Origin of the sequence: Methanoculleus frigidifontis (assembly GCF_030464345.1) — an archaeon.
Lineage (GTDB): Archaea > Halobacteriota > Methanomicrobia > Methanomicrobiales > Methanoculleaceae > Methanoculleus_A > Methanoculleus_A frigidifontis.
Genome location: NZ_VCYH01000008.1, coordinates 16,910 through 42,999 on the forward strand (window position 1 = coordinate 16,910; position 26,090 = coordinate 42,999).

Annotated in this window: 38 protein-coding genes; 31 read left to right on the forward strand and 7 right to left on the reverse strand. The window is 61.0% G+C overall.

All coding sequences use genetic code 11. The features are described from left to right. Window positions 1-268: 268 nt before the first annotated feature. Complete coding sequence (locus FGU65_RS11680; RefSeq protein ID WP_301664651.1) at window positions 269-1,111, reverse strand: F420-dependent methylenetetrahydromethanopterin dehydrogenase; 843 nt, start codon at window positions 1,109-1,111, stop codon at window positions 269-271. Window positions 1,112-1,252: 141 nt separating this feature from the next. On the opposite strand from FGU65_RS11680, the gene FGU65_RS11685 reads away from it, so the two are divergent. From FGU65_RS11685 to cmk, 28 genes are all read left to right on the forward strand, one after another. Beyond that, on the forward strand, window positions 1,253-1,657 hold the full coding sequence (locus tag FGU65_RS11685; RefSeq protein ID WP_301664652.1) for a Tfx family DNA-binding protein: 405 nt from the start codon (window positions 1,253-1,255) through the stop codon (window positions 1,655-1,657). 893 nt (window positions 1,658-2,550) lie between these two features. Next, window positions 2,551-3,564, forward strand: coding sequence for a 50S ribosomal protein L3 (locus tag FGU65_RS11690; protein WP_301664653.1), 1,014 nt, complete (start codon window positions 2,551-2,553; stop codon window positions 3,562-3,564). 7 nt (window positions 3,565-3,571) lie between these two features. Continuing rightward, a complete protein-coding gene (gene rpl4p / locus FGU65_RS11695; protein ID WP_301664654.1) occupies window positions 3,572-4,318 on the forward strand; it encodes a 50S ribosomal protein L4 in 747 nt (248 codons plus the stop codon). Then, the gene (locus tag FGU65_RS11700) at window positions 4,319-4,567 is read left to right on the forward strand and encodes a 50S ribosomal protein L23 (RefSeq protein ID WP_301664655.1); all 249 of its coding nucleotides are present in this window, start codon (window positions 4,319-4,321) and stop codon (window positions 4,565-4,567) included. A gap of 12 nt (window positions 4,568-4,579) precedes the next feature. Then, window positions 4,580-5,299 carry a 50S ribosomal protein L2 gene (locus FGU65_RS11705; RefSeq protein WP_301664656.1) on the forward strand — a complete coding sequence of 240 codons (720 nt, stop codon included), beginning with the start codon at window positions 4,580-4,582 and terminating at the stop codon, window positions 5,297-5,299. Window positions 5,300-5,309: 10 nt separating this feature from the next. Further along, window positions 5,310-5,723, forward strand: coding sequence for a 30S ribosomal protein S19 (locus FGU65_RS11710; protein WP_301664657.1), 414 nt, complete (start codon window positions 5,310-5,312; stop codon window positions 5,721-5,723). Window positions 5,724-5,728: 5 nt separating this feature from the next. Then, complete coding sequence (locus tag FGU65_RS11715; RefSeq protein WP_301664658.1) at window positions 5,729-6,190, forward strand: 50S ribosomal protein L22; 462 nt, start codon at window positions 5,729-5,731, stop codon at window positions 6,188-6,190. Further along, window positions 6,190-6,894, forward strand: a complete 705-nt coding sequence (locus tag FGU65_RS11720) for a 30S ribosomal protein S3 (protein ID WP_301664659.1) — start codon at window positions 6,190-6,192, stop codon at window positions 6,892-6,894. Before FGU65_RS11715 ends, FGU65_RS11720 begins: the two co-directional genes overlap by 1 nt. Next, on the forward strand, window positions 6,895-7,098 hold the full coding sequence (rpmC, locus tag FGU65_RS11725) for a 50S ribosomal protein L29 (protein ID WP_301664660.1): 204 nt from the start codon (window positions 6,895-6,897) through the stop codon (window positions 7,096-7,098). Further along, a complete protein-coding gene (gene rnp1, locus FGU65_RS11730) occupies window positions 7,095-7,370 on the forward strand; it encodes a ribonuclease P protein component 1 (RefSeq protein ID WP_301664661.1) in 276 nt (91 codons plus the stop codon). Before rpmC ends, rnp1 begins: the two co-directional genes overlap by 4 nt. A gap of 9 nt (window positions 7,371-7,379) precedes the next feature. Then, entirely contained in the window at window positions 7,380-7,706 is a 327-nt protein-coding gene (locus FGU65_RS11735; RefSeq protein WP_301664662.1) for a 30S ribosomal protein S17, read from the forward strand. Then, window positions 7,703-8,101 carry a 50S ribosomal protein L14 gene (rpl14p, locus tag FGU65_RS11740; protein ID WP_301664663.1) on the forward strand — a complete coding sequence of 133 codons (399 nt, stop codon included), beginning with the start codon at window positions 7,703-7,705 and terminating at the stop codon, window positions 8,099-8,101. The genes FGU65_RS11735 and rpl14p overlap by 4 nt, the downstream gene beginning before the upstream one ends. A 10-nt stretch (window positions 8,102-8,111) precedes the next feature. After that, window positions 8,112-8,477 (forward strand): 50S ribosomal protein L24, encoded by a 366-nt coding sequence (gene rplX, locus FGU65_RS11745; protein ID WP_301664664.1) that lies wholly within the window; start codon window positions 8,112-8,114, stop codon window positions 8,475-8,477. Next, window positions 8,477-9,208 (forward strand): 30S ribosomal protein S4e, encoded by a 732-nt coding sequence (locus FGU65_RS11750; RefSeq protein ID WP_301664665.1) that lies wholly within the window; start codon window positions 8,477-8,479, stop codon window positions 9,206-9,208. The genes rplX and FGU65_RS11750 overlap by 1 nt, the downstream gene beginning before the upstream one ends. Beyond that, on the forward strand, window positions 9,205-9,708 hold the full coding sequence (locus FGU65_RS11755) for a 50S ribosomal protein L5 (RefSeq protein WP_301664666.1): 504 nt from the start codon (window positions 9,205-9,207) through the stop codon (window positions 9,706-9,708). Before FGU65_RS11750 ends, FGU65_RS11755 begins: the two co-directional genes overlap by 4 nt. Window positions 9,709-9,712: 4 nt before the next feature. Then, entirely contained in the window at window positions 9,713-9,883 is a 171-nt protein-coding gene (locus FGU65_RS11760) for a 30S ribosomal protein S14 (protein ID WP_301664667.1), read from the forward strand. Between the two features lie 11 nt (window positions 9,884-9,894). After that, window positions 9,895-10,287: a 30S ribosomal protein S8 gene (locus tag FGU65_RS11765; protein WP_301664668.1), complete on the forward strand. Its 393-nt coding sequence runs from the start codon at window positions 9,895-9,897 to the stop codon at window positions 10,285-10,287. Between the two features lie 15 nt (window positions 10,288-10,302). Beyond that, window positions 10,303-10,827: a 50S ribosomal protein L6 gene (locus FGU65_RS11770; protein WP_301664669.1), complete on the forward strand. Its 525-nt coding sequence runs from the start codon at window positions 10,303-10,305 to the stop codon at window positions 10,825-10,827. A 5-nt stretch (window positions 10,828-10,832) separates the two neighbouring features. Further along, window positions 10,833-11,258, forward strand: a complete 426-nt coding sequence (locus tag FGU65_RS11775) for a 50S ribosomal protein L32e (RefSeq protein WP_301664670.1) — start codon at window positions 10,833-10,835, stop codon at window positions 11,256-11,258. After that, window positions 11,251-11,703, forward strand: a complete 453-nt coding sequence (locus FGU65_RS11780; RefSeq protein ID WP_301664671.1) for a 50S ribosomal protein L19e — start codon at window positions 11,251-11,253, stop codon at window positions 11,701-11,703. The genes FGU65_RS11775 and FGU65_RS11780 overlap by 8 nt, the downstream gene beginning before the upstream one ends. Beyond that, window positions 11,703-12,230 (forward strand): 50S ribosomal protein L18, encoded by a 528-nt coding sequence (locus FGU65_RS11785; RefSeq protein WP_301664672.1) that lies wholly within the window; start codon window positions 11,703-11,705, stop codon window positions 12,228-12,230. The genes FGU65_RS11780 and FGU65_RS11785 overlap by 1 nt, the downstream gene beginning before the upstream one ends. A 1-nt stretch (window position 12,231) precedes the next feature. Further along, a complete protein-coding gene (locus tag FGU65_RS11790) occupies window positions 12,232-12,849 on the forward strand; it encodes a 30S ribosomal protein S5 (protein ID WP_301664674.1) in 618 nt (205 codons plus the stop codon). Then, window positions 12,849-13,310, forward strand: a complete 462-nt coding sequence (locus FGU65_RS11795) for a 50S ribosomal protein L30 (protein ID WP_301664675.1) — start codon at window positions 12,849-12,851, stop codon at window positions 13,308-13,310. Before FGU65_RS11790 ends, FGU65_RS11795 begins: the two co-directional genes overlap by 1 nt. A 5-nt stretch (window positions 13,311-13,315) precedes the next feature. Next, window positions 13,316-13,741, forward strand: a complete 426-nt coding sequence (locus FGU65_RS11800) for an uL15m family ribosomal protein (protein ID WP_301664676.1) — start codon at window positions 13,316-13,318, stop codon at window positions 13,739-13,741. Window positions 13,742-13,764: 23 nt separating this feature from the next. Next, window positions 13,765-15,198 (forward strand): preprotein translocase subunit SecY, encoded by a 1,434-nt coding sequence (secY, locus tag FGU65_RS11805; protein ID WP_301664677.1) that lies wholly within the window; start codon window positions 13,765-13,767, stop codon window positions 15,196-15,198. A 136-nt stretch (window positions 15,199-15,334) separates the two neighbouring features. Continuing rightward, a complete protein-coding gene (locus FGU65_RS11810) occupies window positions 15,335-15,910 on the forward strand; it encodes an adenylate kinase (protein ID WP_301664678.1) in 576 nt (191 codons plus the stop codon). A 6-nt stretch (window positions 15,911-15,916) separates the two neighbouring features. Beyond that, window positions 15,917-16,540 carry a DUF106 domain-containing protein gene (locus FGU65_RS11815; RefSeq protein WP_301664679.1) on the forward strand — a complete coding sequence of 208 codons (624 nt, stop codon included), beginning with the start codon at window positions 15,917-15,919 and terminating at the stop codon, window positions 16,538-16,540. After that, entirely contained in the window at window positions 16,540-17,067 is a 528-nt protein-coding gene (gene cmk / locus FGU65_RS11820; RefSeq protein WP_301664680.1) for a (d)CMP kinase, read from the forward strand. The genes FGU65_RS11815 and cmk overlap by 1 nt, the downstream gene beginning before the upstream one ends. Before the next feature lie 124 nt (window positions 17,068-17,191). On the opposite strand, the gene FGU65_RS11825 is transcribed toward cmk, so the two are convergent. Next, entirely contained in the window at window positions 17,192-17,695 is a 504-nt protein-coding gene (locus FGU65_RS11825; RefSeq protein ID WP_301664681.1) for an OsmC family protein, read from the reverse strand. A 334-nt stretch (window positions 17,696-18,029) separates the two neighbouring features. Between FGU65_RS11825 and FGU65_RS11830 the strand changes: the two genes are divergently transcribed. Further along, entirely contained in the window at window positions 18,030-18,239 is a 210-nt protein-coding gene (locus FGU65_RS11830) for a TOBE domain-containing protein (protein WP_301664682.1), read from the forward strand. Window positions 18,240-18,324: 85 nt separating this feature from the next. Here the strand turns inward: FGU65_RS11830 and FGU65_RS11835 are convergent, their stop codons facing one another. After that, entirely contained in the window at window positions 18,325-18,609 is a 285-nt protein-coding gene (locus FGU65_RS11835; protein WP_301664683.1) for a hypothetical protein, read from the reverse strand. A gap of 455 nt (window positions 18,610-19,064) precedes the next feature. Next, complete coding sequence (locus tag FGU65_RS11840; RefSeq protein ID WP_301664684.1) at window positions 19,065-19,388, reverse strand: hypothetical protein; 324 nt, start codon at window positions 19,386-19,388, stop codon at window positions 19,065-19,067. 862 nt (window positions 19,389-20,250) lie between these two features. On the opposite strand from FGU65_RS11840, the gene FGU65_RS11845 reads away from it, so the two are divergent. Further along, the gene (locus FGU65_RS11845) at window positions 20,251-20,811 is read left to right on the forward strand and encodes a DUF5662 family protein (protein WP_301664685.1); all 561 of its coding nucleotides are present in this window, start codon (window positions 20,251-20,253) and stop codon (window positions 20,809-20,811) included. 69 nt (window positions 20,812-20,880) lie between these two features. Then, the gene (locus FGU65_RS11850) at window positions 20,881-21,153 is read left to right on the forward strand and encodes a hypothetical protein (protein ID WP_301664686.1); all 273 of its coding nucleotides are present in this window, start codon (window positions 20,881-20,883) and stop codon (window positions 21,151-21,153) included. A gap of 41 nt (window positions 21,154-21,194) precedes the next feature. Here the strand turns inward: FGU65_RS11850 and FGU65_RS11855 are convergent, their stop codons facing one another. The 3 genes from FGU65_RS11855 to mutS form a co-directional block, all read right to left on the reverse strand. Further along, complete coding sequence (locus FGU65_RS11855) at window positions 21,195-21,434, reverse strand: hypothetical protein (protein WP_301664687.1); 240 nt, start codon at window positions 21,432-21,434, stop codon at window positions 21,195-21,197. Between the two features lie 108 nt (window positions 21,435-21,542). Beyond that, window positions 21,543-23,336: a DNA mismatch repair endonuclease MutL gene (mutL, locus tag FGU65_RS11860; RefSeq protein ID WP_301664688.1), complete on the reverse strand. Its 1,794-nt coding sequence runs from the start codon at window positions 23,334-23,336 to the stop codon at window positions 21,543-21,545. Continuing rightward, window positions 23,333-25,957 carry a DNA mismatch repair protein MutS gene (gene mutS, locus FGU65_RS11865; protein WP_301664689.1) on the reverse strand — a complete coding sequence of 875 codons (2,625 nt, stop codon included), beginning with the start codon at window positions 25,955-25,957 and terminating at the stop codon, window positions 23,333-23,335. The genes mutL and mutS overlap by 4 nt, the downstream gene beginning before the upstream one ends. Window positions 25,958-26,090 lie beyond the last annotated feature (133 nt).

Consider the following 26,090-nt stretch of genomic DNA (forward strand, 5'->3'; position numbering starts at 1 on the left):
GTATTCTCCTATGGGGTTCTTCAGGAAAATTCCGGCCTGCGCAGCCCGTTCAGGAGAAAACCTCCACTCCTGGATCCCGGCTCATTCCAGAAGAAACTGCCCGCCGCCCGTGGTATCCCGGGTGCGTGTCTGCTTCGCTGCGTGCACACCGGTGCTCATCCTCCACGGGGACAAACCAGCGCTAGCCGGGAACCTCCCGTCCCCTCTGCAGGAACGTCGCGGTAAAGCCGGCTGCCCGCCGGCACACAGAAAAAAAGTGTATTGTGGTTTACTCGGGTTTGCTGATGAGTGCCGTCTTGCTGACGATCTCACCGGTCTTCTTGTGGGGTTTGCGGATGACTGCATCCATGCCCTTCTCGAGTTCGCGTGCCTCTTCGCAGAGGAGCATGGCCTGGCGCATCATCTCGTGGGCGCTGGAGACGATCGGGATGTACTTCTCCCACTCCTTGGTCATGAAGCAGCCCTTGACGTTGACACCGGCGACGGCCTGTGCGATCTCGTATGCCGCACGTGCCTTTGCAAGTGCGTAGGGGTTCGAGAACTCGCCGTCGACGGCCTTGTCGGAGGTCATGACAACCTTGGGGAGTGCGAGGTCTGCACCCTTCTTGCCTTCCTTGACCTGGTCGATGACCTTGTCGAGTTCCAGCTGCATCTTGCGGAATGCGCCGGTGACGGAGAGAACCTTGACGAGGTTGCCGTTGTAGTCGGCCATCTCGATGGGGTCGAGGAATTCACGGCGGGCACCGATCATGGCGTCTGCCTTCATGATGATGTAGCCGAAGGCGCTCTCCTTGAGTGCGGCGAAGTCGTCCTTCTTGGTGGTGATGTCGTCGGTGATGACGACGCAGGGTATGCCTGCAGCGGCGAGGGCCTCGCGGGCACCCTTCGGTCCGGGGAGCACACCGTTCGGGGAGACGACGATACAGAAGTCGGGCCCCCATGCCTTCATATTGTTGACCACACGGTCGATGTCCTCGGGCTGCAGTTTGGTGCCGGACGTGGCCATGAACGTGATCATGTCTTCACGGTCTGCACGCTCATCCAGAAGCAACTCAGCCATGACACCGCTTGCGATGTTGCCCAGTTTGGCAATTCCTACTTTAACTACCATATTTACACCTCTCAATTTTGAGAACACGATAATATCACTCATTTCTCATATAAACATTTTGAAATCTCCCTTGTCGGGGCTTCTTCCGGGGGAGGATGTTAAGGAAAAGTGTTTAAGTCGGTGGATTGTATATAATACCTGATGAAGCAGGGTCTCCTCACCGATCGCCAGAAAGAAGTGCTGCGGTACCGCAGGAAGGGTCTTACCCAGCAGCAGATCGCCGAGATCATTCATACATCCAAGGCAAATGTCTGCACGATTGAAAAGGCAGCTTTAGAGAATATCTCCCGTGCACGGGACACGATTGAATTCCTCTACACCCTTGATGCAGCACACCTCTGCACGCTGAAGGCGGGTACGGACCTTTTGAAGACGCCGGAGCTCATCTACGATGAAGCCGAAAAGGTCGGCATCAAAGTCAAGTACGATACCATTTCGCTCATCAACCGGCTCCGCGACTCAAATCCCGAGCGATTCAGGGCTCGATACATCCGCGAGGATGTCGAGGTCTACATCAACGAAGACGGCGAACTTTACTTCGGGTGAGCTCCAGCTCCCGTGCCGCCTGCTCCGGGAGCGCACATCCCGAATGCCTGCTCAGGAGCTGCCCCGTTCATCAAAACACCCGGTGCAGACCTGGGAAACAGGTGCCTGCTGCCTGTTGCAGGTACAGCCCGGGCGGAAACGGCTCCGCAGAATTTCCGGATTCTCGCTTTTTTATGAGAAAGTTTATATTCGATTTAAGGCTATGTTTAAGAAACCGCTCTGCGAAGCGCCGCTATTTCACGTGAACAAATGGGTCAAAATCTGGCTTCTGTTTCACGTGCCAGGAGTTCTCCGGCATTTCATGCCGGGGGATGGGTATGCGGCGGCGGGTCGCAGGCTCCAGCGGGTGACAAACACACATGGTCGAACCCTCCGTCGGGAGGGCGATATCGAGAAGGAGTTGTGCTTTGCACAACGGGTTGACAGAAGCTGGATCTGACTGAGGTGGTGGGCGAACGCTTGTGCAGCGAGCCCGGTTCCGGATTGATCTTTCGGAAACACCAAAAAGATGTCAGGATCTATTCGCGATGACTGGACGTGCCGGTGCACGCCGGACTGAATCGTTGGCTGGTGCCGTCGGGGAACGAGCGGAGTGACAGGAGCGCCTGTCGCGGATCGCAGGAAACCTTCGGTGAACTTCGAGCCGATACTACAGTCATATACCGTTCCCTTCACGACATACCGCGCCGGGAACCGCAGAGAGGCGGGTGAATGCTCGAGCTGCCTCTCTTTGCCCGGTGCCGTATTGATGTCATGCCCCTTGCGGGTTCGCCGACATTGAATTGACAACTGTGCCGGATCACTCCGGCAGACCGCGCGCGAGAATCCATGCAGGGAAGCAGTCCGTGCAGATCGGCGCAGCAGAATGCAACACATGAAGGGCTGATAGAAACATGCCGAAGATTAACAGACCACGCAGGGGTTCTCTTGCATACAGTCCCAGGAAGCGTGCAAAGAGCCAGGTTCCGAGATACGGTGCATGGCCGGAGTACGCCGGGACGCCGATGATGCAGGGATTTGCAGGGTACAAAGTTGGTATGACCCACATCGTCATGGTGGACGATCACAAGAACAGTCCCAATGAAGGCAGAGATGTGATGGTTCCGGTGACGGTCATCGAAGTGCCGCCCATGAAGATCGCGGGGGTACGTGCGTACACCAGCGATACCTACGGGAAACACGCACTGACCGAGGCCTGGGCCGACTCGTTTGACGACGAACTCGGGCGCCTGATCACCGTACCCAAGAACCACGACCGCGAAGCAGCCGTAAACGCTATCAGGAGCGCAATCGAGGCGGACAGAGTCGCTGAGGTCTACGCCCTTGCGTACACCCGGCCGTCCGAGCTGACCGGCGTTCCGAAGAAGACCCCCGATCTCATGGAGATGCGGGTCTCGGGCGGCAGCATTGCGGACCAGTTTGCATACGCAGAGGCTCTGCTCGGCAAAGAAGTGTCCATCTCCGACCTCGTTGCCAACGGGGCGTACGTCGATATCACCGCTATCACGACCGGCAAAGGCACGCAGGGCCCGGTCAAGCGCTGGGGCATCCAGGTGCGCAAGCGTAAACACTCCCGCGGCGGGAAGAAGCGCCACATCGGGAACCTTGGTCCCTGGACACCGCACCACGTGCGGTGGCAGGTCCCCCAGATGGGGCAGTGCGGATACCACCAGCGTACCGAGTTCAATAAGCGCGTCCTGAAGATCGGAACCGACGGCAATGAGATCACGCCGGCAGGAGGGTTCCTCCACTACGGCCTGGTTCGCGGCCCCTATGTCCTGATCAAGGGATCCGTTCCCGGCCCGACAAAGCGGCTCGTTCGGATGAGACCCGCTATCCGGCAGGGTGAGCACGAGGCCCGGGCACCTGCGATAAACTTCGTCAGTGTCCAGAGCAAGCAGGGGTGAAGCGTCAATGAAGGCATACATTCACACACTCAAAGGGGAGCGCGGACCTGAGGTCGATCTTCCTGCGGTATTTGCCGAAGAATACCGGCCGGACCTGATCAAGCGCGCAGTACTTGCGTTGCAGAGCACCCGGTTCCAGCCTCACGGGACAAACCCGTATGCCGGCCTGCGCACCTCCGCAGAATCCTGGGGGAGCGGCCGCGGTGTCGCACAGGTGCCTCGCCTGAAGAACGGCAGCAGGGTCGCCAGGATCCCGCAGTCCGTGGGAGGGCGTGTTGCGCACCCCCCGAAGGTCGAGAAGATCCTCGTCAAGCAGATCAACCAGAAAGAGAAGCAGAAGGCCGTCCGCTCGGCGATCGCCGCTACGGTGAACCCCGAACTGGTCAGGGGACGCGGACACCTCTTTGCAGGAGACCTCCCGCTTGTTCTCGAGGACGGGTTCGAAGCGCTGGCGCGGACCAGCGATGTCATCGCCGCTCTCTCTGCAGTCGGCGTCTATGCCGACGTCGAGCGTTCGAAGGGGAGCAAGAAGGTCAGAGCCGGCCGTGGAACCATGCGCGGCCGCCGTTACAAGCAGCGTAAGAGTGTCCTGATCGTGACGGGAGACGAACCGCTCCGCGCCGCCCGGAACCTTGCCGGTGTCGACGCGGTGACGGTGGGGCAGCTGAACGCGGAACTGCTGGCACCCGGTACGCAGGCAGGACGCCTGACGATCTGGACGGAAAGCGCGCTCCGGAAACTGGAGGGATACTAAATGGTTCTCGAATATCCGTTCGTCACTGAAAAAGCGACGATGATGCTGGAAAACGAAAGCAAACTCCAGTTTATCGTTCGGAATAGTGCATCCAAGCAGGACATCAAGCGGGAGCTTGAGAAGGTGTTCGGCAAGGAAGTTACGCAGGTCCGCACGATGATGACCATGAAAGGCCGCAAAAAGGCGATTGTGAGCTTTGCGGACGAAAAGGCCGCTGAAGAGATCCTCAGCCGGCTTGGTATAATGTAAAGGTGAGTGGCAATGGCACATCGAATTATCGCACAGAACCGTGGACGCGGAGGGCCGACGTATCGGGCACCTTCGCACCGGTACAAGGCTGCCCTGCGGCACATCGGAAACAACAGGACGACCCTCACCGGGCGCGTCGTCGATATCGAGCACGACCCGGCACGCCACACCCCGATTGCCCTCGTTCAGATCGAGAACGGGAGCAAGGAATACATGCTGGTGACCGAGGGTGTCGGTGTCGGCGATGCGGTTGCCTGGGGGCCTGATGCAGAGGTGAAGAACGGAAACACGCTGCCTCTCAAAGGTATCCCTGTCGGGGCATATGTCTGCAACATCGAGGCCCGGCCGAACGACGGCGGCAAGTTCGTCCGCTCGGGCGGTGTTCAGGCACTCATCATCGGCAAGTCCGAGGATGGCAGGGTCGGCGTCAGGATGCCCAGCGGCAAGAACAAGTGGTTCAACGGCGCCTGCATGGCGACGGTCGGCATTGTTGCCGGCGGCGGACGCGGCGAAAAGCCGTTTGTGAAGGCTGGTAAGAAGCACTATCACGTCAAGTCCTCTGCAGAGAAGTGGCCTCGCGTGAAGGGTGTCTGCATGAACGTCATCGACCACCCGTTCGGCGGCGGTGGGCACCAGCACTGCGGTCGGCCGAAGACCGTTGCGCGCGGCACGTCCCCGGGAAGAAAGGTCGGACACATCGCTGCCCGGAGAACCGGCAAGTGGAAGAAGTGAGGGGTAGAGTATGGCAAAGAAGACACAGAAGCGACTGCCGAGACGGCGGGAGGAGTTCACCTACCGCGGTTTCAAGATTGAGGAACTGCAGCAGATGGGTGTATCCGAACTGCTGCCGCTCATGCCCTCTCGTGCACGCCGCAAGTATGAGCGCGGACTATCGCAGGGGCATGAAAAGCTCCTCTCCGAAATCCGGGCAGGGGATGAGAAGATCCGGACGCACCTGCGTGACGTGGTGATCATGCCCGAGATGGTCGGCAAGACGATCGAAGTCTACAACGGCAAGGAATTCATGAAAGTGGAGATCCAGCCCGAGGCGATCTTCCATTATATCGGCGAGTTCGCCCTGACCCGCAGAAGAGTATCGCACGGAAGTGCCGGTATCGGTGCAACCCGGTCGAGTAAGTATGTACCGCTGAAGTGATGACTATGGCAAGGACGGATTATTCGGTTCAGACGCAGGGTGACAGCACCGCACGGGCGAAAGCCAATGAGCTGCCGGTTTCACCCAAACACTCCATTGAGATTGCCAGGTTCATCCGGAACAAGAACACTGTCGAGGTCCGGGCGTATCTCGCGGACGTTGTGGCGCTGAAGAAGGCGATACCCTTCAAGCGGTTCAACCGCAACGTCGCCCACAAGCGCGGTCTTGACAGGTGGGACGGCGGCCGCTACCCGGTAAAGGCTGCCGAGGCGTACATCAGGCTGCTCGAGTCGGTCGAGAAGAACGCCGAGTACATCGGTCTCGATACGGAAAAACTGGTTGTCGACCACGCTTCGGCAAACCGCGGCCGTGGTTTCAAAGGCTTCTTCCCCCGTGCAATGGGTCGGGCGACACCGAAGCGCAGGGAGACCGTGAACATCGAGATCGTCGTCAGAGAGGTGGAGTGATGGCAGTAGAGAGGAAATTCATCAGTGATGGCGTTCGCAAGGTCTGTGTCGAGAAGTACCTCTCGAAGGAGCTCAAGCGCGCCGGCTACGGCGGCATGGACATTACCCGGACGCCGCTCGGCACCCAGGTGACTATCTGGGCTGAAAAGCCCGGTATCGTCATCGGGAAGGGCGGCAAGCAGGTGCGCCAGATCACCCAGGACCTCGCAACCGACTTCGACATCGAGTCGCCGCAGGTCGAGGTTCAGCAGGTGCAGAACCCGAACTTCAACGCACAGATCATGGCGGAACGTCTGGCGAACGCGCTTGAGCGCGGCTGGTACTTCCGCAAAGCCGGTCAGAGCACGATCCGGCGTGTCATGGAATCCGGTGCGCTCGGGTGTGAAGTCATCCTGGCCGGCAAGCTGACCGGTGCACGTTCCCGGACGCAGAAGTTCGTCGAGGGCTACGTGAAGCACTCCGGCGAACCCAGTGAGACCATCGTCGAGAAGGGCTACGCAATCGCCATCAAGAAACTCGGTCTCATCGGCGTCCAGGTCAAGATTGTTCCGCCGGATGCACGGCTGCCCGACTCCTTCGAGGTCCTCCCGCCCGTCCGCAAGACGGTTGAAGAGCAGCCTCTTGAAGTCGAAGAGGTCGGCGAGGAGTTCGAAGAGGAGCTTGAAGAGTTCACCGTGGAAGAAGAATTCGAGGAGGAGCGGTAAATGGCAATCTTCCGTGCGGAAGAGGTGCGCCAGCTCTCCGACGTCGAACTTCAGGAGCAGGCGCAGAAACTGCAGCTTGAACTCATCCAGGAGCGCGGCAAGGTCAGCGCCGGCGGTGCTACGGAGAACCCCGGCCGGATCCGTGAGATCAGAAGAACGATCGCACGGCTCAAGACCGAGCAGAATGCCAGGAGGAGTGCATGATCTCTCCCCAGAACGTTCTTCGGCACGAGCTGATCGGCCTGAACGTTCTGGTAGCCAGCGCCAGCAATCCGAGCCACGTCGGCGTATGCGGCCGGATCATAGACGAAACCCGAAACACGCTGGTCATCGAGACCGGGCGGGGTTTGAAGCGGATACCAAAGAAGTATAGTATATTTCAGATCCGGCTTCCCGGGGAATGCGTTGTTGAAGTCGACGGCTCGGCGCTGGTCGCGCAGCCTGATAAGCGCATTACAATGCGTATACAAGTATAAAGGTGAATCATGGCAAAAGACATTGGATTAAACGTCCCGGTTCCGGAGAAGGACTGCAGCGACGTGAACTGTCCGTTTCACGGCAGTTTGCCGGTACGCGGCCAGGTGATTACCGGCAAAGTCGTGAGCGATCGTATGAACGGCACGGTCGTCGTAGAGCGGGATTACCTGCACTACGTCAAGAAATACAAGCGATATGAGAAGCGCAGCTCGAAGCTCCACGCGCACAGCACCCCGTGCATCAACGCGGCTGTCGGCGACACCGTGAAGATTGCGGAGTGCAGACCGCTCTCCAAGACAAAGACGTATGTCGTGGTGGAGGTGCTGAAGGAATGAAGGCGAAGAAATCGACCATTCCACGAGCGCTGAACACCGGTTCCCGGATGGTCTGCGCCGACAATACCGGCGCCCGCATGGTGCAGGTCATCTCCGTCGACCGGTTCCACGGTGTGCGGCGGCGCCAGCCGTGCCTCGGCATCGGCGACATGGCGACCGTGAGCGTCAAGAAGGGTACGCCCGAGATGCGCCGCAAACTCGAGAAAGCGGTCGTCATCAGACAGAGAAAAGAGTTCCGTCGGCCGAACGGTCTTCGCGTCTCGTTCGAAGACAACGCAATGGTCATCGTGAACGAGCGCGGCGAGCCGAAAGGGACTGAGATCAAAGGCCCTGTCCCCCGTGAGGTGGCGGAGCGCTTCCCGAAGATCGCCTCCATGGCGACGACCATCGTATGAGGTGCGGAGAATGGTACGCGTAATCAGTAAGCAACCCAGAAAGCAGCGGAAGGCACGCTATACCGCTCCCATTCACCAGCGGGGCAGGTTCCTCTCCGCACCGCTCGCTCCCGAACTGCGGGAGAAGTACAACACCCGCAGGGTACGGGTGGTCACCGGAGATACCGTCAGGGTGCTCCGTGGCGATTTCGCCAATGAGGAGGGCGTTGTCGACGGGGTCGATACGAACTCGTGCAAACTGCTCGTGCACGGCGTAGCAGTAACCAAGGCGGACGGAACCGAAGTTCCGCGTCCGATCGACCCGTCCAACGTGCAGATCACGAAGCTGAACCTCAAGGACAAACTGCGTGAGACGAGGCTCGGGGAGGGTACATAATGTCCAAACATCTGAAACGTCTGGTGGCGCCCGATTCGTGGCACATCCCAAAGAAAGTAAAGAAATTCGTATCGAAGACCGCACCCGGGCCGCACAACGCCCAGGCAATGCCTATCGGGGTCTGGCTCCGGGAGCATGCCGGCCTTGCAAACAATATGAAAGAGGTCAAGCAGATCCTCTCCCAGCGTGCGGTCATTGTGAACGGCGTGCCCGCCCGCGACCCGAAGATCGGCATCGGTGTCTTTGATATCATCTCCATCCCGAAGATCGGCCGGCACTACCGGTTCCAGCTGGATATGCGCGGCAGACTCTCTTCCGTCGAGATCTCGCCGGAAGCGGCGGAAACAAGGCTCTGCAGGATCCGGAACAAGACCATCGTCAAGGGCGGCAGGGTGCAGCTGAACCTCAACTACGGTGCAAACGTCCTTGCAGACAACACCTACAAGCCGAAAGACTCGATCGTCCTCACGCTTCAGGGCGAGAACCGGTTCGCGATCGTCGATCACTTCCCCTTCGCAGTCGGCAACCCCGCCATGATCATCGGCGGCCGCCACACCGGGAAGGTCGGCACGATCGTCGAGATCACCAAGACTGCAGGCAGCGTTCCGAACCGCGTGACGCTCGAGGATACGAATACAAGCACCCGGTTCGATACCATCGACGATTACGTCTTTGTGGTCGGCAGATCCGGCTACATCCCCGGCGAACTGAACCTGGAGGCTGAAGCATGAGTGCAATGCAGGAGATCTATATCGATAAGGTCATTGTGCACATGGGTGTCGGCGAGAGCGGCGAGCGCCTGGTGAACGCCGAGGAGATCGTCAAAGCGATCACCACGCAGAAACCGGTCCGCACCATCGCCAAGAAGACGCAGCCTGCGTTCGGTGTCAGAAAGGGTGCGCCCATCGGGTGCAAGGTGACGCTGCGGAGGAAGAACGCCGAGGCATTCGTCCAGACGGCTCTCGATATCATCGAGCGCCGCCTCGCGATGTCGCAGTTCGACCGGACCGGCAACGTCTCGTTCGGTATCGAGGAGCACACCGACTTCCCGGGCATGAGCTACGATCCGACGATCGGCATCTACGGCATGGACGTCAACATCGTGCTCGAGCGGAAGGGTATCCGTGTCGCCCGGAGAGCGATCGAGCAGAGGAAACTCTCCGACCGGCAGAAGGTGAGCAAGGATGAAGCGATAGCCTTCATGCGCGAGCGCTACCAGGTGGAGGTGTAAGGCGATGGCAGAAAAGGCAACGACAGGCGGCGAAGTCAAAAAGTTCGGCCGCGGAGCAAACGAATGCCGCATCTGCGGGCGGAAACAGGGTCTGGTGCGCAGGTACAACATCTACTTCTGCCGCCAGTGCTTCCGTGAATGGGCTTCGAAGATGGGCTTTAAGAAGATGAACTGAGGGATACGACAATGGCACGATTAAACCCTATTGCCGATGCGATGTGCACCATCAAGAACGCCGGTGACGCCGGCAGGAGCGAAGTGTACGTCGAACCGGCAAGCAAAGTCCTGGGCGCAATGCTGCGCATCATGCAGGAGAAGAACTACATCGCCGGGTTCGAGTTCATCGATGATGGACGTGGCGGTCAGTTCCGTGTTCATCTTCGGGGCACCATCAATAAGTGCGGTGCGGTCACGCCGCGCTTTGCACTATCACTCGACGATATGGAATACTGGGAGTCGCAGTACCTTCCGGCAAAGAACTTCGGGATTCTCATCGTCTCCACGTCGCGCGGCGTTATGTCGCACGAGCAGGCCCGAGAGGAAGGCATCGGCGGTCAGCTGCTGGGATATGTCTACTAGAGGAGGCAGGGAAACATGGGAATTACGAGAACAGTTGAGGTCCCCGACGGCGTGAACGTCACCCTGGAAGGGACGATGCTGAAGGTCTCCGGCCCGAAAGGCACCCTCGAGCGCGACATGCGGTTCCCGCAGATCACCATCGGGATCGAGGACGGCGCGGTCGTCGTTGCAACGGACTCGAACAAGAAGAGAATCCTCGCGATGTCCGGCACGCTGGCGGCACACACCAGGAACATGATCAAAGGTGTGCAGGAAGGCTTTGAGTACCGCATGAAGGTGGTCTACAGCCACTTCCCGATTCAGATGAAGCTGCAGGCAGGCCGCCTCGAGATCAACAACTTCCTCGGCGAAAAGCAGCCGCGGATCGCAAAGGTTGTTGAGGGCGTGACCGTCACGGTCGGCAACGACGAGGTCACCGTCAGCGGCCTCGACAAGGAGAAGGTGGGTAACACCGCTGCGAATATCGAACACGCAACCAGGATCACCAAGCGGGACCCCCGCGTGTTCCAGGATGGTATCTATATTGTCGAGAAGGCGTGATGGAGATGGAAGAGAGAAAGAGATTGATCCGTGTCCGTTCACAGCACAATAAACCGAGCTTCAAGAGACGCGGTCTTGCCCAGAAGAAGAAGCTCGAGGATACGTGGAGACGGCCACGCGGTCTGCATAACAAGCAGCGGAGGCAGTTCAAAGCCAAGGGAGCACTGCCTCAACCGGGATATGGAAGTCCCGCTGCAGTACGCGGTCTTCACCCGAGCGGCTACGAGGAAGTCCGAGTCTTTACGCCTGCCGAGCTTGCAGGGCTGAATCCCGAGACGCAGGCCGTCATGATCGGCGGAACGGTCGGTGGGAGAAAGCGTGTGCTCATTCAGGAGCAGGCATTGTCGCTCGGACTGAAGGTGCTGAACGCGAAAGATCTGACGGCACCCGAAGCAGCTGAACCTGTCGAGGAGGTCGAGGAGAATGAGTGACCTCGCCAACCAGAAGCGCGTCGCTGCGTCCCTCCTCAAGTGCGGTGTAAACCGCGTCTGGCTCGATCCCGAACGGGCGGCCGATATCGAGGCAGCCATCTCGCGTGACGACCTCCGCGGTCTCATCGAAGACGGTGCCGTTCAGGCTCGCCGGGTGAAAGGAAACAGCCGCGGCAGAGCACGCGAGAATATGGCCAAGCGGGCATACGGACACCGCAAAGGGGCCGGCAGACGGAAAGGCTCCGCCGGTGCGCGCAACCCGAGCAAGAGGGTCTGGATCCGGAAGATCCGTGCACAGCGCCGGACGCTCCGCGAGATGCGTGACGATGGAACCATCGAGCGCTCACTGTATCGTCTGATGTATCGGCGTGCTGCAGGCGGTCAGTACCGCAGTGTTGCACACCTGAAAGCGCAGGTAGAACTCCTGGCAGGGAGGGTTAAATAATGGCAACCGGACCGAGATACTTTGTTCCCTTCCGCAGGAGAAAGGATGGGAAGACGGATTACTATAAACGGATGGGCCTGCTGGTCGCCGATGCGCCCCGCATGGTCGTCCGGAAGACGAACCGTCAGATCATCGTGCAGCTGGTCGTCCCCGAGATGATCGGTGACAAAACACTCGTCGCCGCGTACTCGAGCGAACTCGCCAGGTACGGCTACGAGGGTTCGACCTCCAGCACGCCTGCTGCATACCTGACGGGTATGCTGTTTGCGGCAAAAGCACAGAATGCCGGGTACGAAAAGGCGATCCTTGACATCGGGCTGCACCGGGCGAAGCCGGGTGCGCGGGTGTTTGCCGCCCTGAAGGGCGCGGTCGATGCGGGTCTTCTCGTCCCCTACGGCGAGTCGATCCTCCCTGAAGAAGAGCGCCTCAAAGGAGCGCATATCGCAGAATATGCTCCCGAAAGAGCGGGCGACCTGGTTGAGAACGTAGAGAAAGTGGCAGATGCCATCAAGAAGGAGCTGGCGTGATATGGCGTACGAGCAAGAGGAATGGATTCCGCTCACCGGTCTTGGCCGGGCTGTTGCCGCAGGCGAGATTACGAGCATCGATGAGGTGCTTGCGAGCGGTCATCCGATAAAGGAGCCGCAGATCGTCGATGCGCTGCTGCCCGACCTTGAGGATGAGGTTCTCGATATCAACATGGTGCAGCGGATGACCGACTCGGGTCGCCGCGTAAAGTTCCGCGCCGTGGTGGCTGTCGGGAACCGCAACGGATACGTGGGTTTCGGCCAGGCAAAGGATGCCCAGGTCGGCAACGCGATCCAGAAAGCAATTGCAGATGCAAAAGTCAATGTCCTGAAGGTCAGGAGAGGCTGCGGAAGCTGGGAGTGCGGCTGCGACCTGGCTCACTCCATCCCGGTGGAAGTGACCGGCAAGGCAGGCAGCGTCAGGGTGACGCTCAAGCCCGCACCGCAGGGTCTTGGTCTTGTGACCGGGGACATCTCAAAGAAGGTCCTGCAGCTTGCGGGTATCAAGGATGTCTGGGCGTTCAACAAGGGGCAGACCAGAACGACCATCAACTTCGCCAAGGCGACCTTCGAGGCGCTGAAGCAGACGAATATGATTCGGGTTGGAGGTTCGGAATAATGTACGCGGTAGTTCAGGTACGCGGCGTCGTTAACACGAGGCGCGAGATCAAGGATACCCTGAAGATGCTCCGTCTGCACCATGTCAACCACTGCGTAATTGTTCCCGATACCCCGGCATACCTCGGTATGATCCGGAAGGTGAAGGACTTCGTCGCATACGGCGAGGTGGATGCCGAGACACTGGGTACGATCCTGCGCACCCGCGGGAGGCTGCTGGGCGATCAGAAGCTGACCGACGAGTATATCCGGGAAAAAACCCGTTTCGGCAGCATTGAGGAGTATGCAGAGGCTCTGGCGAGCGGCCAGGCCGATCTGAAAGAGGTTGAGGGAATGAAGCCGGTGCTGAGGATGCACCCACCTCGAAAGGGCTATAAAACAATCAAACGAACCTTTCAGCAGGGCGGAGCTCTCGGCTACTATGGTCAGGAGATCAACGATCTTCTCTATAAGATGAGGTGAGTTTGGTGCCGGTAAACAAAACATCCAAATATCGCGGTTCGCGAACCTGTGGCGGCGGAACGCACAAAAACAGGCGCGGCGCCGGAAACAGAGGAGGACGAGGACGGGCGGGACACCGCGATCACCGCTTCTCGCACTTCCTCCTTGCTGGGAAGGTGCACAACGGGAAGCACGGATTCGTCTCCAAGACGGGCGTCTCCGTCAGCGTTCTCGACGTCGGAGAGATCGACCAGATGGTCGATGCTCTTCTGCAGAGCGGCCTTGCCTCACAGGAGGGTGACCTGATCACCATCGACGCTGCCGATCTCGGCGTCGAGAAGGTTCTTGGTGGCGGGAAGGTCACCCGTAAAATGAACATTTCCGCCGAGGCGTTCTCCGAACGTGCGAAGGCGAAGATTGAAGAGACAGGCGGTCAGGCGACCTCCGCCTGAATCGAATTTTTCCAGGTGAAACTATGGCAAGTCTGCTGGATCGACTTGAACCCTTGCTTGCAGCAATGCCTGCAGTCAGGGGCCCGGAGGGCCACGTCCACTTCAAGAATAAACTGCTCTGGACGCTGGGTATCCTGCTCCTGTACTTTGTTCTGACACAAATCACTGTCTTCGGGCTGTCTCCGCAGTCCCAGGACTTCTTTGAGCTGTACCGTGCCCTGCTTGCCGGTGCGAGCGGTTCGCTCCTGCATCTTGGTATCGGGCCGATTGTCACTGCATCGATTGTGCTGCAGCTGCTCAAGGGTGCTGAAATCCTGCAGATTGATACCAGCGAAGCGCGCGGGCAGGTCCAGTATATGGGCCTGCAGAAGCTGCTCATCCTCGTCATGATCGTCGTCGAGGCTCTCCCGATGATCGTCGGCGGCTCCATGATACCGGACCCCACGGTCGCTGCAGCGCTCTTTGGCGGGAATACCGCGATCGTCGCGTTCCTGATCTTCCTCCAGATCTGCATCGGCGGCGTTCTGGTCATGTTCATGGACGAGGTGGTCACCAAGTGGGGTGTCGGTTCCGGTGTGGGGCTCTTCATCGTCGCCGGTGTTTCACAGGGTTTGGTGAACGGCTTTTTGAACTGGGAAGCCGTCAACGATCCGTATCCGGTCGGGTTCTTCCCGCGGCTCTTCGCGGTGGTCTCCCAGGGAGCGGATTTCCTCACCAACTTCGGCCCGGAACTCCTGGCGCTCGTCACGACGATTGCCATCTTCCTGATAATCGTCTATGTCGAGTCCACGCGTGTGGAGATCCCGCTTGCGCATACGGCGGTCCGCGGCGCCCGCGCCAGGTTCCCGGTGAAACTGATCTACGCCAGTGTTCTGCCGATGATTCTCGTGCGTGTGCTGCAGGCGAACATCCAGATGATCGGGATGTTCCTCTCCAACGTCGGGATCACCATCTTCGGTGAGTTCCAGGGGCAGCAGCCGACGGGCGGCCTGATGTGGTATCTCGCCCCGATCAACAGCCCCCAGGACTGGATGTGGTGGCTCACCGACCTTGGGCACGCGCCATGGGAAATCCTGATACGTATGGGCATCGATATCACATTCATGGTGGTCGGGGGTGCCGTCTTCGCCCTCTTCTGGATTAAAACGGCCGGCCTTGATTCAAAGGACGTTGCCCGCCAGATCCAGATGAGCGGGATGCACATCCCCGGGTACCGCCGCAATGCGCAGGTGCTGGAGAAATACCTGGATCGATACATCCCCCGGATCACCATCATCGGTGGCGCGTTCATCGGTATCCTGAGTGTGGTCGCAAACCTCTTCGGTGTGATCGGCGCAGTCGGGGGTACCGGGCTGCTGCTGGCAGTGAGTATCACCTACCGTCTCTATGAGGAGATTGCAAGCCAGCAGATCATGGAGATGTATCCGTTCATGCGGCAATTCTTCGGAAAGGAGTGAGGCTGCAAGGAAGCGCTTCTTGCGGGAAGCGCACCCTGCAAGGTTCCTTCCTCTTCCGCAGGGAGCCCTGAATGCCGGGGTTCCCGATACGGGGCTGGCTGCGTTGAAGTCCGCCCAAAGTCAGGAGTGAGAGAGTTTGGGAAAGAAAGTTGTCGTTACGGGGGTTCCCGGCGTCGGGAAGACCACCGTAATCACCGGTGCGATGGAGAAGCTCGCTGAAGAGGGCACGCTCTATCAGTCCATCAATTTTGGAACGTTTATGTTCGAGGTCGCGCAGAAGGAGAATCTTGTCGCCGACCGCGACGGGATGCGCAAACTCGACAGAGACGTACAGAAGCGTCTTCAGCGCGAGGCCGCTGCCGGGATCGCCGCCGCCAGCGGAGAGACCAACGTGATCATCGATACGCACAGCAGCGTCAAGACGCCGAACGGGTATCTGGCCGGCCTTCCCGAGTGGGTGCTGAAGGAACTGATGCCCGACGTCGTCGTGCTCGTTGAGACAGATGAAGACCAGATCCTGATGCGGCGTCTCAGTGACGAGTCCCGTGTCAGGGATATGGAGGGTGCCCGCTCTATCGGCGAGCACCAGCAGTTCAACCGTGCCATCGCTGCGGCGTATGCGATGTATACGGGCTGCACTATCAAAACAATTCAGAATGATAACTTCCTCCTCGACAATGCCGTCGCCGCGATGGTCGAGGTACTGAGGTAACCTGGTATGGTAGACCTGAAGAAGCATGGTCCAATCATCGCACTTGTCTTCACCCTTCTGGTGATGCTCTCCTACAGCGTGGAGTCTATCCGGGTCGGTGTGGGTACGGCGATGAACGCGGTGCTCGGGCCGCTGCTCGATGTCTATGGGGTGCCCTTCTTTGCGGTCATCCTGATCCTCTCCGGTATCACGGGTCTGTATTCGTCGCTCGTCCAGAAGTATACCATCGACTACGACCGGATGCAGGAGGTGCAGGCGAAGATGCGGGAGTTCCAGAAGGAGTTTCGCGAGGCGCAGCTCTCCGGCGATGAGAAGAAGATCAAGAAGCTGGAAGGAAAGCGCGACCGGATGATGAAGGACCAGATGGAGATGTCCCAGCAGCAGTTTCAGCCGATGGCGATCATTCTTGTGCTCTCGGTTCCGATCTTCTTCTGGCTTCTCCTGCGGCTGCCGCCGGTCGGGGTGACGGCGCTCGATCTCTCGAACGCTATCGTGCTCCCCTATATCGGCACGGTCGCCCTCTCGGCAAATGCGTTCTGGCTCGTGCCGGCGTGGATTCTCTGGTACATGATCTGTTCGCTGACGATCAGCCAGGTGATCCGAAAGGCGCTCAACATCGGGGGTCTCTGATGCGGATCACGGTCAGCGGCCCTCCGGGCAGCGGCACGACCTCGCTGGCGCGGTATCTCGCCGGAAAGTACGATCTTCGGTTCATCTCGGCGGGTGAGGTCTTCCGCCAGCTGGCGCAGGAGCACGAGATGGACCTTGCTGCGTTCGGCGAGTATGCGAAGAGCGACCCGTCCGTTGACCGGATGATCGATGAGCGGCAGAAGGAGATCGGAGAGGACTCGGAGAGCATCGTGGTGGAAGGCCGGCTTTCGGGATGGATGGTCGGGAACGCCGACCTGAAGATCTGGCTGAACGCCTCGCTCGAGTGCCGGGCACGACGGATCGCCGGCCGCGACGATCTTACTGAAGAGGCTGCCCGGGAGAGGACCCGGGAGCGCCAGCAGTGCGAGGCCGCACGCTATCAGGCCTACTATACGATTGACATCAATGACTGTTCGCCCTACGACCTCGTGCTCTCGTCGGAGACGTTCGGGGTCGAGGACCTCGCTGCTATCGTCGATACGGCGATAGCCTGCCTGAGGGAGTAATTTTTTCTTTTTTTGGTCTTCCGTCAGGGTTGTCCTGGCCTGTACACTCCTGCAATTTCCGCTCCGGAAGTTCCTGATCGATATTCGGGCGGTTAAATGCTCCCTTTTCCTCTCCCCGCGCCCCTCACCCTCCCAGCTGCACCGAGACCGGGACGCCCCGGGCGATGATGTCGGTCACCGGCGATGTCGCGACCACCCTGTCGAGGAGCGCCTGCATCCCCCGCCGTCCGGCGTCGCACCGGAGATGCACCGTGACCCGCACCTGCTGGTACCCGGGAGGCGCTCCTTTCAGGCCGAAGAACCCCCGGACGTCAAGGTTTCCTTCGGTCTCGATCTCGATCGCATCGATCCGGATGCCCTCCAGCGCCGCCATATAGCTGATGCCGACCGTCAGGCAGGCGCCCAGGGCGGCCAGCACCTGCTCGACCGGGCTTGGGACCCGGTCTGTCCCGAAGAGCGCCGCCGATTCGTCGGCTTCGAGCGTGAAATTGCGGACCCTGCTGGTCGAACGTGCCCCGCCGTCCCAGACCGTCGTCGCCCGGAAGACAGACTGCGCCTGAGACGGGTCCTTCCTGACCTGCTCGCGTCCGGCCATCAGTGCGCCGGCATCTACGCCGTTGATCTCCATTGTCACCCCTCGGAGATATGGACTGGTATGAGAGGGTAAGAAGATTGTGGCGGTGCTGCGTGTGTTCGGTTGCCGGGGTCCTCGATCCGGAAAAACCGGTAAAAGTGGAGACGAACGGCAATCAGTTCGTCTTCAGGAACGGAGTGGGGCGCCTCCCGCACTCTTGGGCGTCGGAAGCGTCCGGGCCGTGGTGCGGGCGCCGTTGTCATGCCGGCTGCACTGGTGATACGGACCGGTGCACACCAGCATTTTTCCAAAAAAAAGCCCAAGGGGGACTGGCAACGGGAAAGAGATTTTTATACCATTAATGATTATCGTCCACATTGGTGATACCATGGAAGTGAGCTCGAGAAACCAGCTGAAAGGCATTATCAGGATGATCAAGAAAGGCCCCGTGAGCACCGAAGTGATAATTGCCCTCCCCGGCGGAACCGAAGTCGTCTCGGTCATCACGACCTATTCAGCCGAAAAGATGGACCTGCAGGAAGGATCGGACGTCTATGCCGTGATCAAGGCCACCGAGGTCATGATCGGTAAGGACTGAACGATTCAGTCCCGGGTACGCTTTTCGTCCGTGCCGGTGCATCCGGCACCCCTCTTGTGTCGTACCCGGGGCTGCGGGACAACCGTTAAAATCGCGTGCTCAGGAGGGCGTCGAGGTACTCCGATGCGACGGCGCTTTTTGCGGGATCGAACCAGACCTCTATCGTCCGCTCGCCGATAAGGCAGTTGATCTCGACAATCCCGAATTTATGGATGATCTGGACCTCTCCCGCCCCGGTCTCCCTGTGATACAGGTCCTGGTTCCGGACGAAAGCGGCGACGTCCTCCTCGGTCACCGGACGCGGGAGGCGATATATCCTCCGCCGCCAGTGCGGGTAGGGGGGTACCGGGTCGGCAAATGGTGTGGACAACGTACATTCTCCTGTGCAGCTCCGGTTGCGGAGCAACCCGGAACGTTCGGTGATCGGTATGGTGACCCGGAGGATAACAACGTATCGCATTGTATGGCCGCGCTGCGGGGGGGTCGGGTGCGGTCATGCGGTGCCCGTTTATAATGCCCGCCGGGGCATCCGGCAGGAGACGGTTCCCGGCGATACCGGCCGGGACAAGGGCCGCCGCGCCCGATGACGCGAAGCATGCCGGAGCGGTAGCCGGAGAGAGACGGACAGCACGTTTCCGGGGAGCATCGCGTCCTACCGATGCGGCGCTCCGCCGGGTACTCCCCGGCGGTTTTCCGAAGGCCGTTGCCGATCTTCAGGGGTGCCATTGATCCGGAATTGCCCGGGGAGCCGTCTCTCCTTAAAAGACGTCAACTTCATGCCGATCTTTGGTTTCGTACCGGTATGGAGTGTCTGGGAAAAAGTATTTATGGGTGGTGAGTACACAAATAATTGTTTACAAAATCAAAAAGTAAATTGATTTTTGTGAACTCGAACAGAACCGGCTGAGATCTCATCCAGCAGAGAAGGGAGAAATTGTGAGGAAAAGGATCTGCCGGAACGGGAACTGCGGGCACCGCAATGCCGATTCTGTTCCCGCCGACGCCGCTCACGCAGCGGTGGTTGAACTGCCTGACTATCGGAATCTCGCTGCCGGAATGGCGAACGGCGGCAGCGGATTTGATGATCAGGGCAACGGCAGATGCCTCACCGACCGGGGAAGCAGTGCAGGGGAACTGAAGGCGGTTCATCTCTCCAGCAGCGGCTCCGGTCGGTACAGCCGGGCGACCACGGCGTCGACGGCGTCGGAAACGTTCTCTGTCATGGATACAGGAGGGAAAAAGTACCAGGACGATGGTGGACTTTGTGTTGCAGGTAATACCTCGGATGGACCGGATGCACTCTCACTCACGATGCATGCGCTACATGCAGGGCGCCGGACGGACCGACCGGAAAATGCCGCCGGGAAGCGTCCTTCCGGTGCACGCTCCCGAGCGATACCGGTGTAGCGATACATAGGCAGGCAGACGCACCAGCAGCTTGCTATCTCCCAGATGAAATACCTTTTTTGATGCTTATCCGGCCTCCGGTATCTCGGAAAAGCAACGAATGACGTTCTGCATCCGTTGTTCGGATACCCGTGCCGGCCGGGAACATTCTGCACAGCATAGGAGAAAGCGGATCCGCACGGGAGGTGCCGGATGGGTGGGTGCGGCCTTCCGGTCGGGCTTCCTGCACGAAAAGTTAAGCAACGTTTAAATATCTGCAATCCGCGCCTGGTCCGCCGGAATTTCGATCCGCACAGAAGCCCTCAGACGGACGATCCCGGTGTTGGCCATACCTGACATCCTCCGAAAATTACCTGGGCTCATATCGCCGCTATGGCCTTGCGATCCTGCAGTATTTCGCCGTTCCGGCTAAGATCCTCCGGTTTCCTGCGGCGCCGAAATCCGCGATCCGAAAACGCCGGTAAAACCGGAAACGAACGATAACCCGGCCTTCTTTTTGGGCGGCGGGAGGGCGACCCGGGGCACCCCGCGGCGCTTTGGGGGAGTATGCCGGGATGGAAGAAGATAACCCGCCTCCCCGCCGACGGGTATATGCGGGAGGTGCGTGACCGTGAGAGCCGGCAGAAAGAAGCATCGTATCAACAATCGCTACCTGGCACTATTCCGGTATCTGGTGCGGCACAAGCGGTATGTCGCCATGATCGCCCGGGACCTCGGGATCCCGGTCAGGGGCCTCCTGCACGACCTCTCCAAGTTCCGGCCGTCCGAGTTCATCCCGTATGCCCGATACCACTTCTCGCCTGATGGCACCTTTATCCGGCGGCAGGAGACTGCGGACGTCTCCGGAGAGGAGGATGCGGCGTTCCGCCGTGCAGTTCTCCTGCACCAGCGCCGCAACCCGCATCACTGGCAGCACTGGGTGCGTGCGGGGCCGGGCGGCAGAGCCCGGGCGCTTCCGATGCCGCCCGATGTGGTGAAGGAGATGGTGGCCGACTGGATGGGTGCCGGCCTCGCCCAGAGAAGCCAGGTCGATCTCTGGACCTGGTGGGAGACGAACCGGGCGCAGATCGTCCTGCACCCCGATACGGAGGCAGCGGTCCGGGCGCTCCTCGCAGCCCTGCGTGAGCGCTCTCTGGCGGGGCGGTTCCCGCCGCACGGCCGGTAAGGGATATTTCGTTGTTTCACCCTCGCTTCCGGAAGGGATAACCCTCCGCACAGCGAAGGAAACCGTATCATGGAACGCATTGCCCGGGAGACCGACCGGATGGAGCTCCTTGCGGAGATCGCCGCGTTCGTCCGTGAACATGGAGATATTCTTGCCCGGTATCACACGTATACGCCGGACGATCTCGAGCGCATCGAGCAGGAACGCTGCAGGCTGCAGGAGGAGGCATGCCGCCGGGGTGCCTGCGGGACCGCCGGCGAGCTCGTGGAACTGGAGTATCTCATCGCCCGGGCGACAGCGATGCAGGCGAAGGGCATGGAGGAAGGCAACGCTCCGCGGTGATGCAGACCGCCGATCTCCCGGCCGTAGAAAAGATCGAAGCCCTATTCGAGTTCTTCGGATCCGGCAGGGAGATCGTCAATCTCCTCCTCGTCCGAAGGCACCATCACCTCGGGCGAGATATCGAAGTAGTCCTTGAGAGCCTCGTCGTCCTGCTCGTCGTGGTACTGTTCGCCCCCTTCTTTCATCTTCATCCAGAAGCGGATCTGCTGGAGGAGTGTCATGGTCTTCCGGTCATCTCCTCTCTCCTCCGGGAGGGCGTTTCCTTCATACAGTAATGACATATTCATGGTTCTGATACAAAACCCTGTTCAAATCTTCTTTTGCCGCTGCAGCCGTTTTTTTCAGTTGCTCATGGGAACCGGGGCTGCGGGAAAGCTCTTTTGCCCCGCTCACGTCCGGCGGAACATCGCGTCGAGCTTCCGCTTTTCGAATGCCACCACCGTCGGCCGGCCGTGCGGGCACGTCCACGGCGTCCGGGTCCGTGCGAGCTGGTCGATGATCCGCTGCTGCTGCTCCCCCGTGAGGTGCGCTCCTGCCTTCACCGCTCCGCGGCAGGCGACGATCGTCGTGATCCGCTCCTTCGCTCCGGCGGCGGCCTTCTGTTCGTCCGCCAGCACCTCGCCGATCGTGTCGCGGACGACCTGCTGGTCTTCGAGCTTCCCGAGCACCACCGGGACCGCACGGACGGCGAAGGTGTCCCGCCCGAACTCGTCGATGACAAACCCCTCGGCGGCGAGGATGGGGACCGCCTCGCGGAGGAGCGCTGCCTCCTTCGGCCGCAGGGAGAGGATGGCCGGCAGGATCAGTTCCTGGGAGCGGACGGCGGCATCGCGGCGGTCGACGATCTGCTCGTAGAGGATCCGCTCGTGGGCGGCATGCTGGTCGATCAGGTAGAGGGCGCCGTCGGCACCCTCTGCGACGATGTAGGTCGCGGCCACCTGGCCGATCGGCTCCATCGCGGGGAGGAGGTTCTGCTCCGCCGCCGCCCCCGGTCCGGGCGCACCGGTGTCGGTCCGCCGGAGCTGCCGGTCCGAGGCGGCGAGCTCGTGGTGCCGGGCGGCGTACGCCGGCGCAGGCGAGGCGACACGGTCGATCTCCGGCGGCGGCGAGACCGGCGGTGCTAGTGCGGTCTGGACGGTCTCCCGACTCTCCCCGTCGCGGGTGAGATCGCGGGCAGCGAGGGCGTCTGCCACGGCCGCCGTGATCGCGCCGAGGATCTCGGGCTCCCGGGTCAGCCGGACCTCCCGCTTGGTCGGGTGGACGTTCACGTCGACGAGGGCGGTATCGATATCGAGGGTGAGAAAGACCACCGGGTAGCGGTCCTTCGGGAGCAGGGTGCCGTAGCCTTCCCGGACGGCGCCGGCGATCGGCCGGGAGGTGACGCTCCTGCCGTTGATGCTGATAGTGATCTGCGAGGGATTCACCCGGCTCTCCGCCGGCAGGGAGACGTAGCCGCCGATCCGCAGGAAGGGCGTCCGCCCCTCCACCGGGATCAGCGACCGGGCGGTCTCGACCCCGTGCAGCCCGACAATGGCGTCGCGGAGGTCCGCCGACCGCTGGGTTGCGATCCGCTCGCGGCCGTTCTGCGTCAGGCGGAAGGCGATCTCGCTGTGGGCGAGGGCTATTCCCTCCACCACCCCGTAGAGGTGGGCAAGTTCGGTGTTTCTGCTCTTCAGAAACTTCCGGCGTGCCGGGGTGTTGAAGAAGAGATCCTCCACGATCACCGTCGTCCCGACGGGAGCGCCAATCTCCCGCTGCTCAAGCACCTCACCTCCCCTGACCACTACCTGCGTGCCGCCGAGCGTCTCTGCCTCGCGTGGCCGGGTGATCAGCGTCACCTGCGCCACGGCGGCGATGCTGGCGAGCGCCTCGCCGCGGAAGCCCAGCGTCCGGACGACGTGGAGGTCGTCGATCGTGCTGATCTTGCTCGTCGCGTGGGGTTCGAAGGCGAGGAGCGCCTCGTCGGGCGTCATTCCGCAGCCGTCGTCGGTGATCCGGATGCGGCCGATCCCTTTCATATCGGCGGTTACGTCGACGAGGACGGTGCCTGCTCCCGCATCGATGGCGTTCTCGACGAGCTCCTTGACGACCGCCGCCGGTCGTTCGACCACCTCGCCGGCGGCGATCTGGTTCACCGTCGCGGGGTCGAGTTTGTGGATCCGGGGCACGCTGCTCCTGCTCATCGCCGTCCGTCTCCTCCGTTCGCCAGGTCACGGAGCCGGTGGAGGGTGTTCAGCGCCGCAAGCGGCGTCATCTCGTCGAGGTTCAGCCGCTGGAGCTCCTCGACGGCCGGGTTCGTCACGGCCGTGCCCTCGCCGGGATCGACGAGAAGCATCTGGGTATACCGGGGCTGCCCCCCGGCCCCTGTCCGTGGCTCCTGCAGCATCGCTTCTTTGAGGACCGTCCGCGCCCGGTCGGTCACCTTCTTCGGGATGCCGGCGAGCTCCGCGACGTGGACGCCGTAGCTCTTGTCGGTCGCGCCGGGGATGAGTTTGCGCAGGAACGTGACCTCCCGTCCCGTATCCCTGACCGCGAAATGGAAGTTGTGCACCCGTTTGAGACTGCCTTCAAGCGTGATCAGCTCGTGGAAGTGGGTTGCAAAAAGCGTCCGCGGCCCGGTCACCGCTTTGCCGTGGAGGAACTCGACCACCGCCTGCGCTATCGAACAGCCGTCCAGCGTGCTCGTCCCCCGGCCGATCTCGTCGAGGACGACCAGGCTCTGGTCCGTGACGTTGTTTAAGATGTTCGCGAGTTCGAGCATCTCCACCATAAAGGTGCTCTGCCCGCTCGCAAGGTCGTCGAATGCCCCCACCCGGGTGAAGACCCGGTCGACAAGCCCGATGCCGGCGTGCCGTGCCGGGACGAAGCTGCCCATCTGCGCCATAATGCAGATGAGGGCGACCGCCCGCATGTAGGTCGATTTGCCGGCCATGTTCGCCCCCGTGATGATCATGATCTGGTTGCCGCTCCCGTCGAGCTCGGTGTCGTTCGGGACGAAACCGACGTCCATGCTCCGCTCCACGACCGGGTGGCGCCCCTCCCTGATGACGATCCGGCCGCTCTCCTCGATCGCCGGCCGGGTGTAGTCGTAGCGGGCGGCGACTTCTGCAAGGCCTGCGTAGACGTCGAGGTGCGCAACCGCCCGTGCGGTCGCCTGCAGCTCCGGCACCGCCGCGGCGAGGGTTGCCACGAGGTTTGCGTAGGTCTCCGCCTCCACCGCAGAGAGCCGCTCTTCGGCGGTCGCGATCAGCGCCTCCTTCTCCCGGAGCTCCGGGATGGTGTAGCGTTCGCCGTTCGCCGTCGTCTGGCGGCGCTCGTACTCGGGCGGCACCAGGTGCAGGTTCGCCTTCGTCACCTCGATGTAGTAGCCGAAGATCCGGTTGTAGCCGACCTTGAGCGACCGAATCCCGGTCCGCTCCCGTTCGCTCTGCTGGAACTCTGCGATCCAGTCCTTCCCCGAGGTTGCGAGTTCCCGCAGCGTGTCGAGGTCCGGGTTGAAGCCCTCGCGGATCATGCCGCCCGCCTTCGCCATCGCCGGGGGATCGTCGACGATCGCCCGACCGATGAGGTCTTCCGTTTCGGCAAGGTCGCTCATCGATGCGAGCGCTTCGGTGATCTTCGCCGGAAGATCGCCGGCAAAGCAGGCCTTCAGGGCAGGGAGCTGCCCGATGGACTCCCGCAGGGTGGCAAGATCGCGCGGCCCGGCGTTGCCGTAGGCGATGCGGCCGGCGATCCGCTCGATGTCGGCGCACCGGTGCAGGCGGGAGCGGATATCGGCCCGGACCATGGGGCCTGCGACGAAGTACTCCACCGCGTCGAGCCTTTGCTCGATCGCCTCCCGGGCGATCAGGGGGGCGATCAGCAGCGAGCGGAGCAGACGGCCGCCCATCGGCGTCTCGGTGGCGTCGAGCGCGGAGAGGAGGGTCGCCGTATCCGTATCTCCCCGGATGCTCTTTGTGATCTCCAGGTTCCGGAGGGTGATGGCGTCGAGCACCATCGCCTTCTTCGGGAGCCGTGTTGCAAGGCCGGTGATATGGCAGAGCTCCGATCGCTGGGTCTCCCGGGCGTAGTGGAGGGCGGCACCGGCGGCGGCGACCGCCTCGTCGAGCCCTTCGCACCCGTAGCCGGCAAGCGACGCCGTCCCGAACTGCTCGCAGAGGAGGGCGGCTGCTGCTCCGGGTGCGAAGGCCTCGTCCCGGTAGCGGGAGACGAGGACGCCCTGTGACCTGAGCCGGTCGATGACTGCATCTCCGCAGCTCTCGGGGACGATGCATTCGGAGGGGCGGTAACGGACGACCTCGGAGACGATCTCGTGGCAGTCCCGCCCGCCGTCGCCGGTCGAGACGAAGAACTCGCCCGTGGAGACGTCGAGGAAGGCCATCCCCCACGCGTCCTTTTTTCCGGGGGCGATCGCCATCAGGTACTTGGCGCCGGACGATGACAGCATGGCGGAGTCGATGAGCGTGCCCGGGGTGATCACCCGGACGACGTCCCGCTTCACCACGCCCTTCGCCTTCTTCGGGTCTTCCACCTGGTCGCAGACCACGACCTTGTAGCCCTTGTTCACCAGGCGGGCGATGTACCCGTCTGCCGCGTGGAGCGGAACGCCGGCAAGCGGCATCCGCTCGCCGTTCCGGTCTCGTCCGCGCGCAGTCAGGACGATGTCGAGCTCCCGCGCTACGACGGCGGCGTCGTCGCCGAAGGTCTCGTAGAAGTCGCCCATCTGGAAGAAGAGAATGGCGTCCGGGTGCGCTGCCTTGACCGTGTAATACTGTTTCATCGCCGGGGTTGGTCCGTCCTTCATCACTCTTCCATAGAAAGTCCCCCCGACGGCACATAAGGTTCACCACTCCGGAACCGACCTGCACCAGATCGGCGAAAATCGCCCGGTGCAGCCAAACTAGATACGTCTGAAGCGCACACCTCTACACGATACG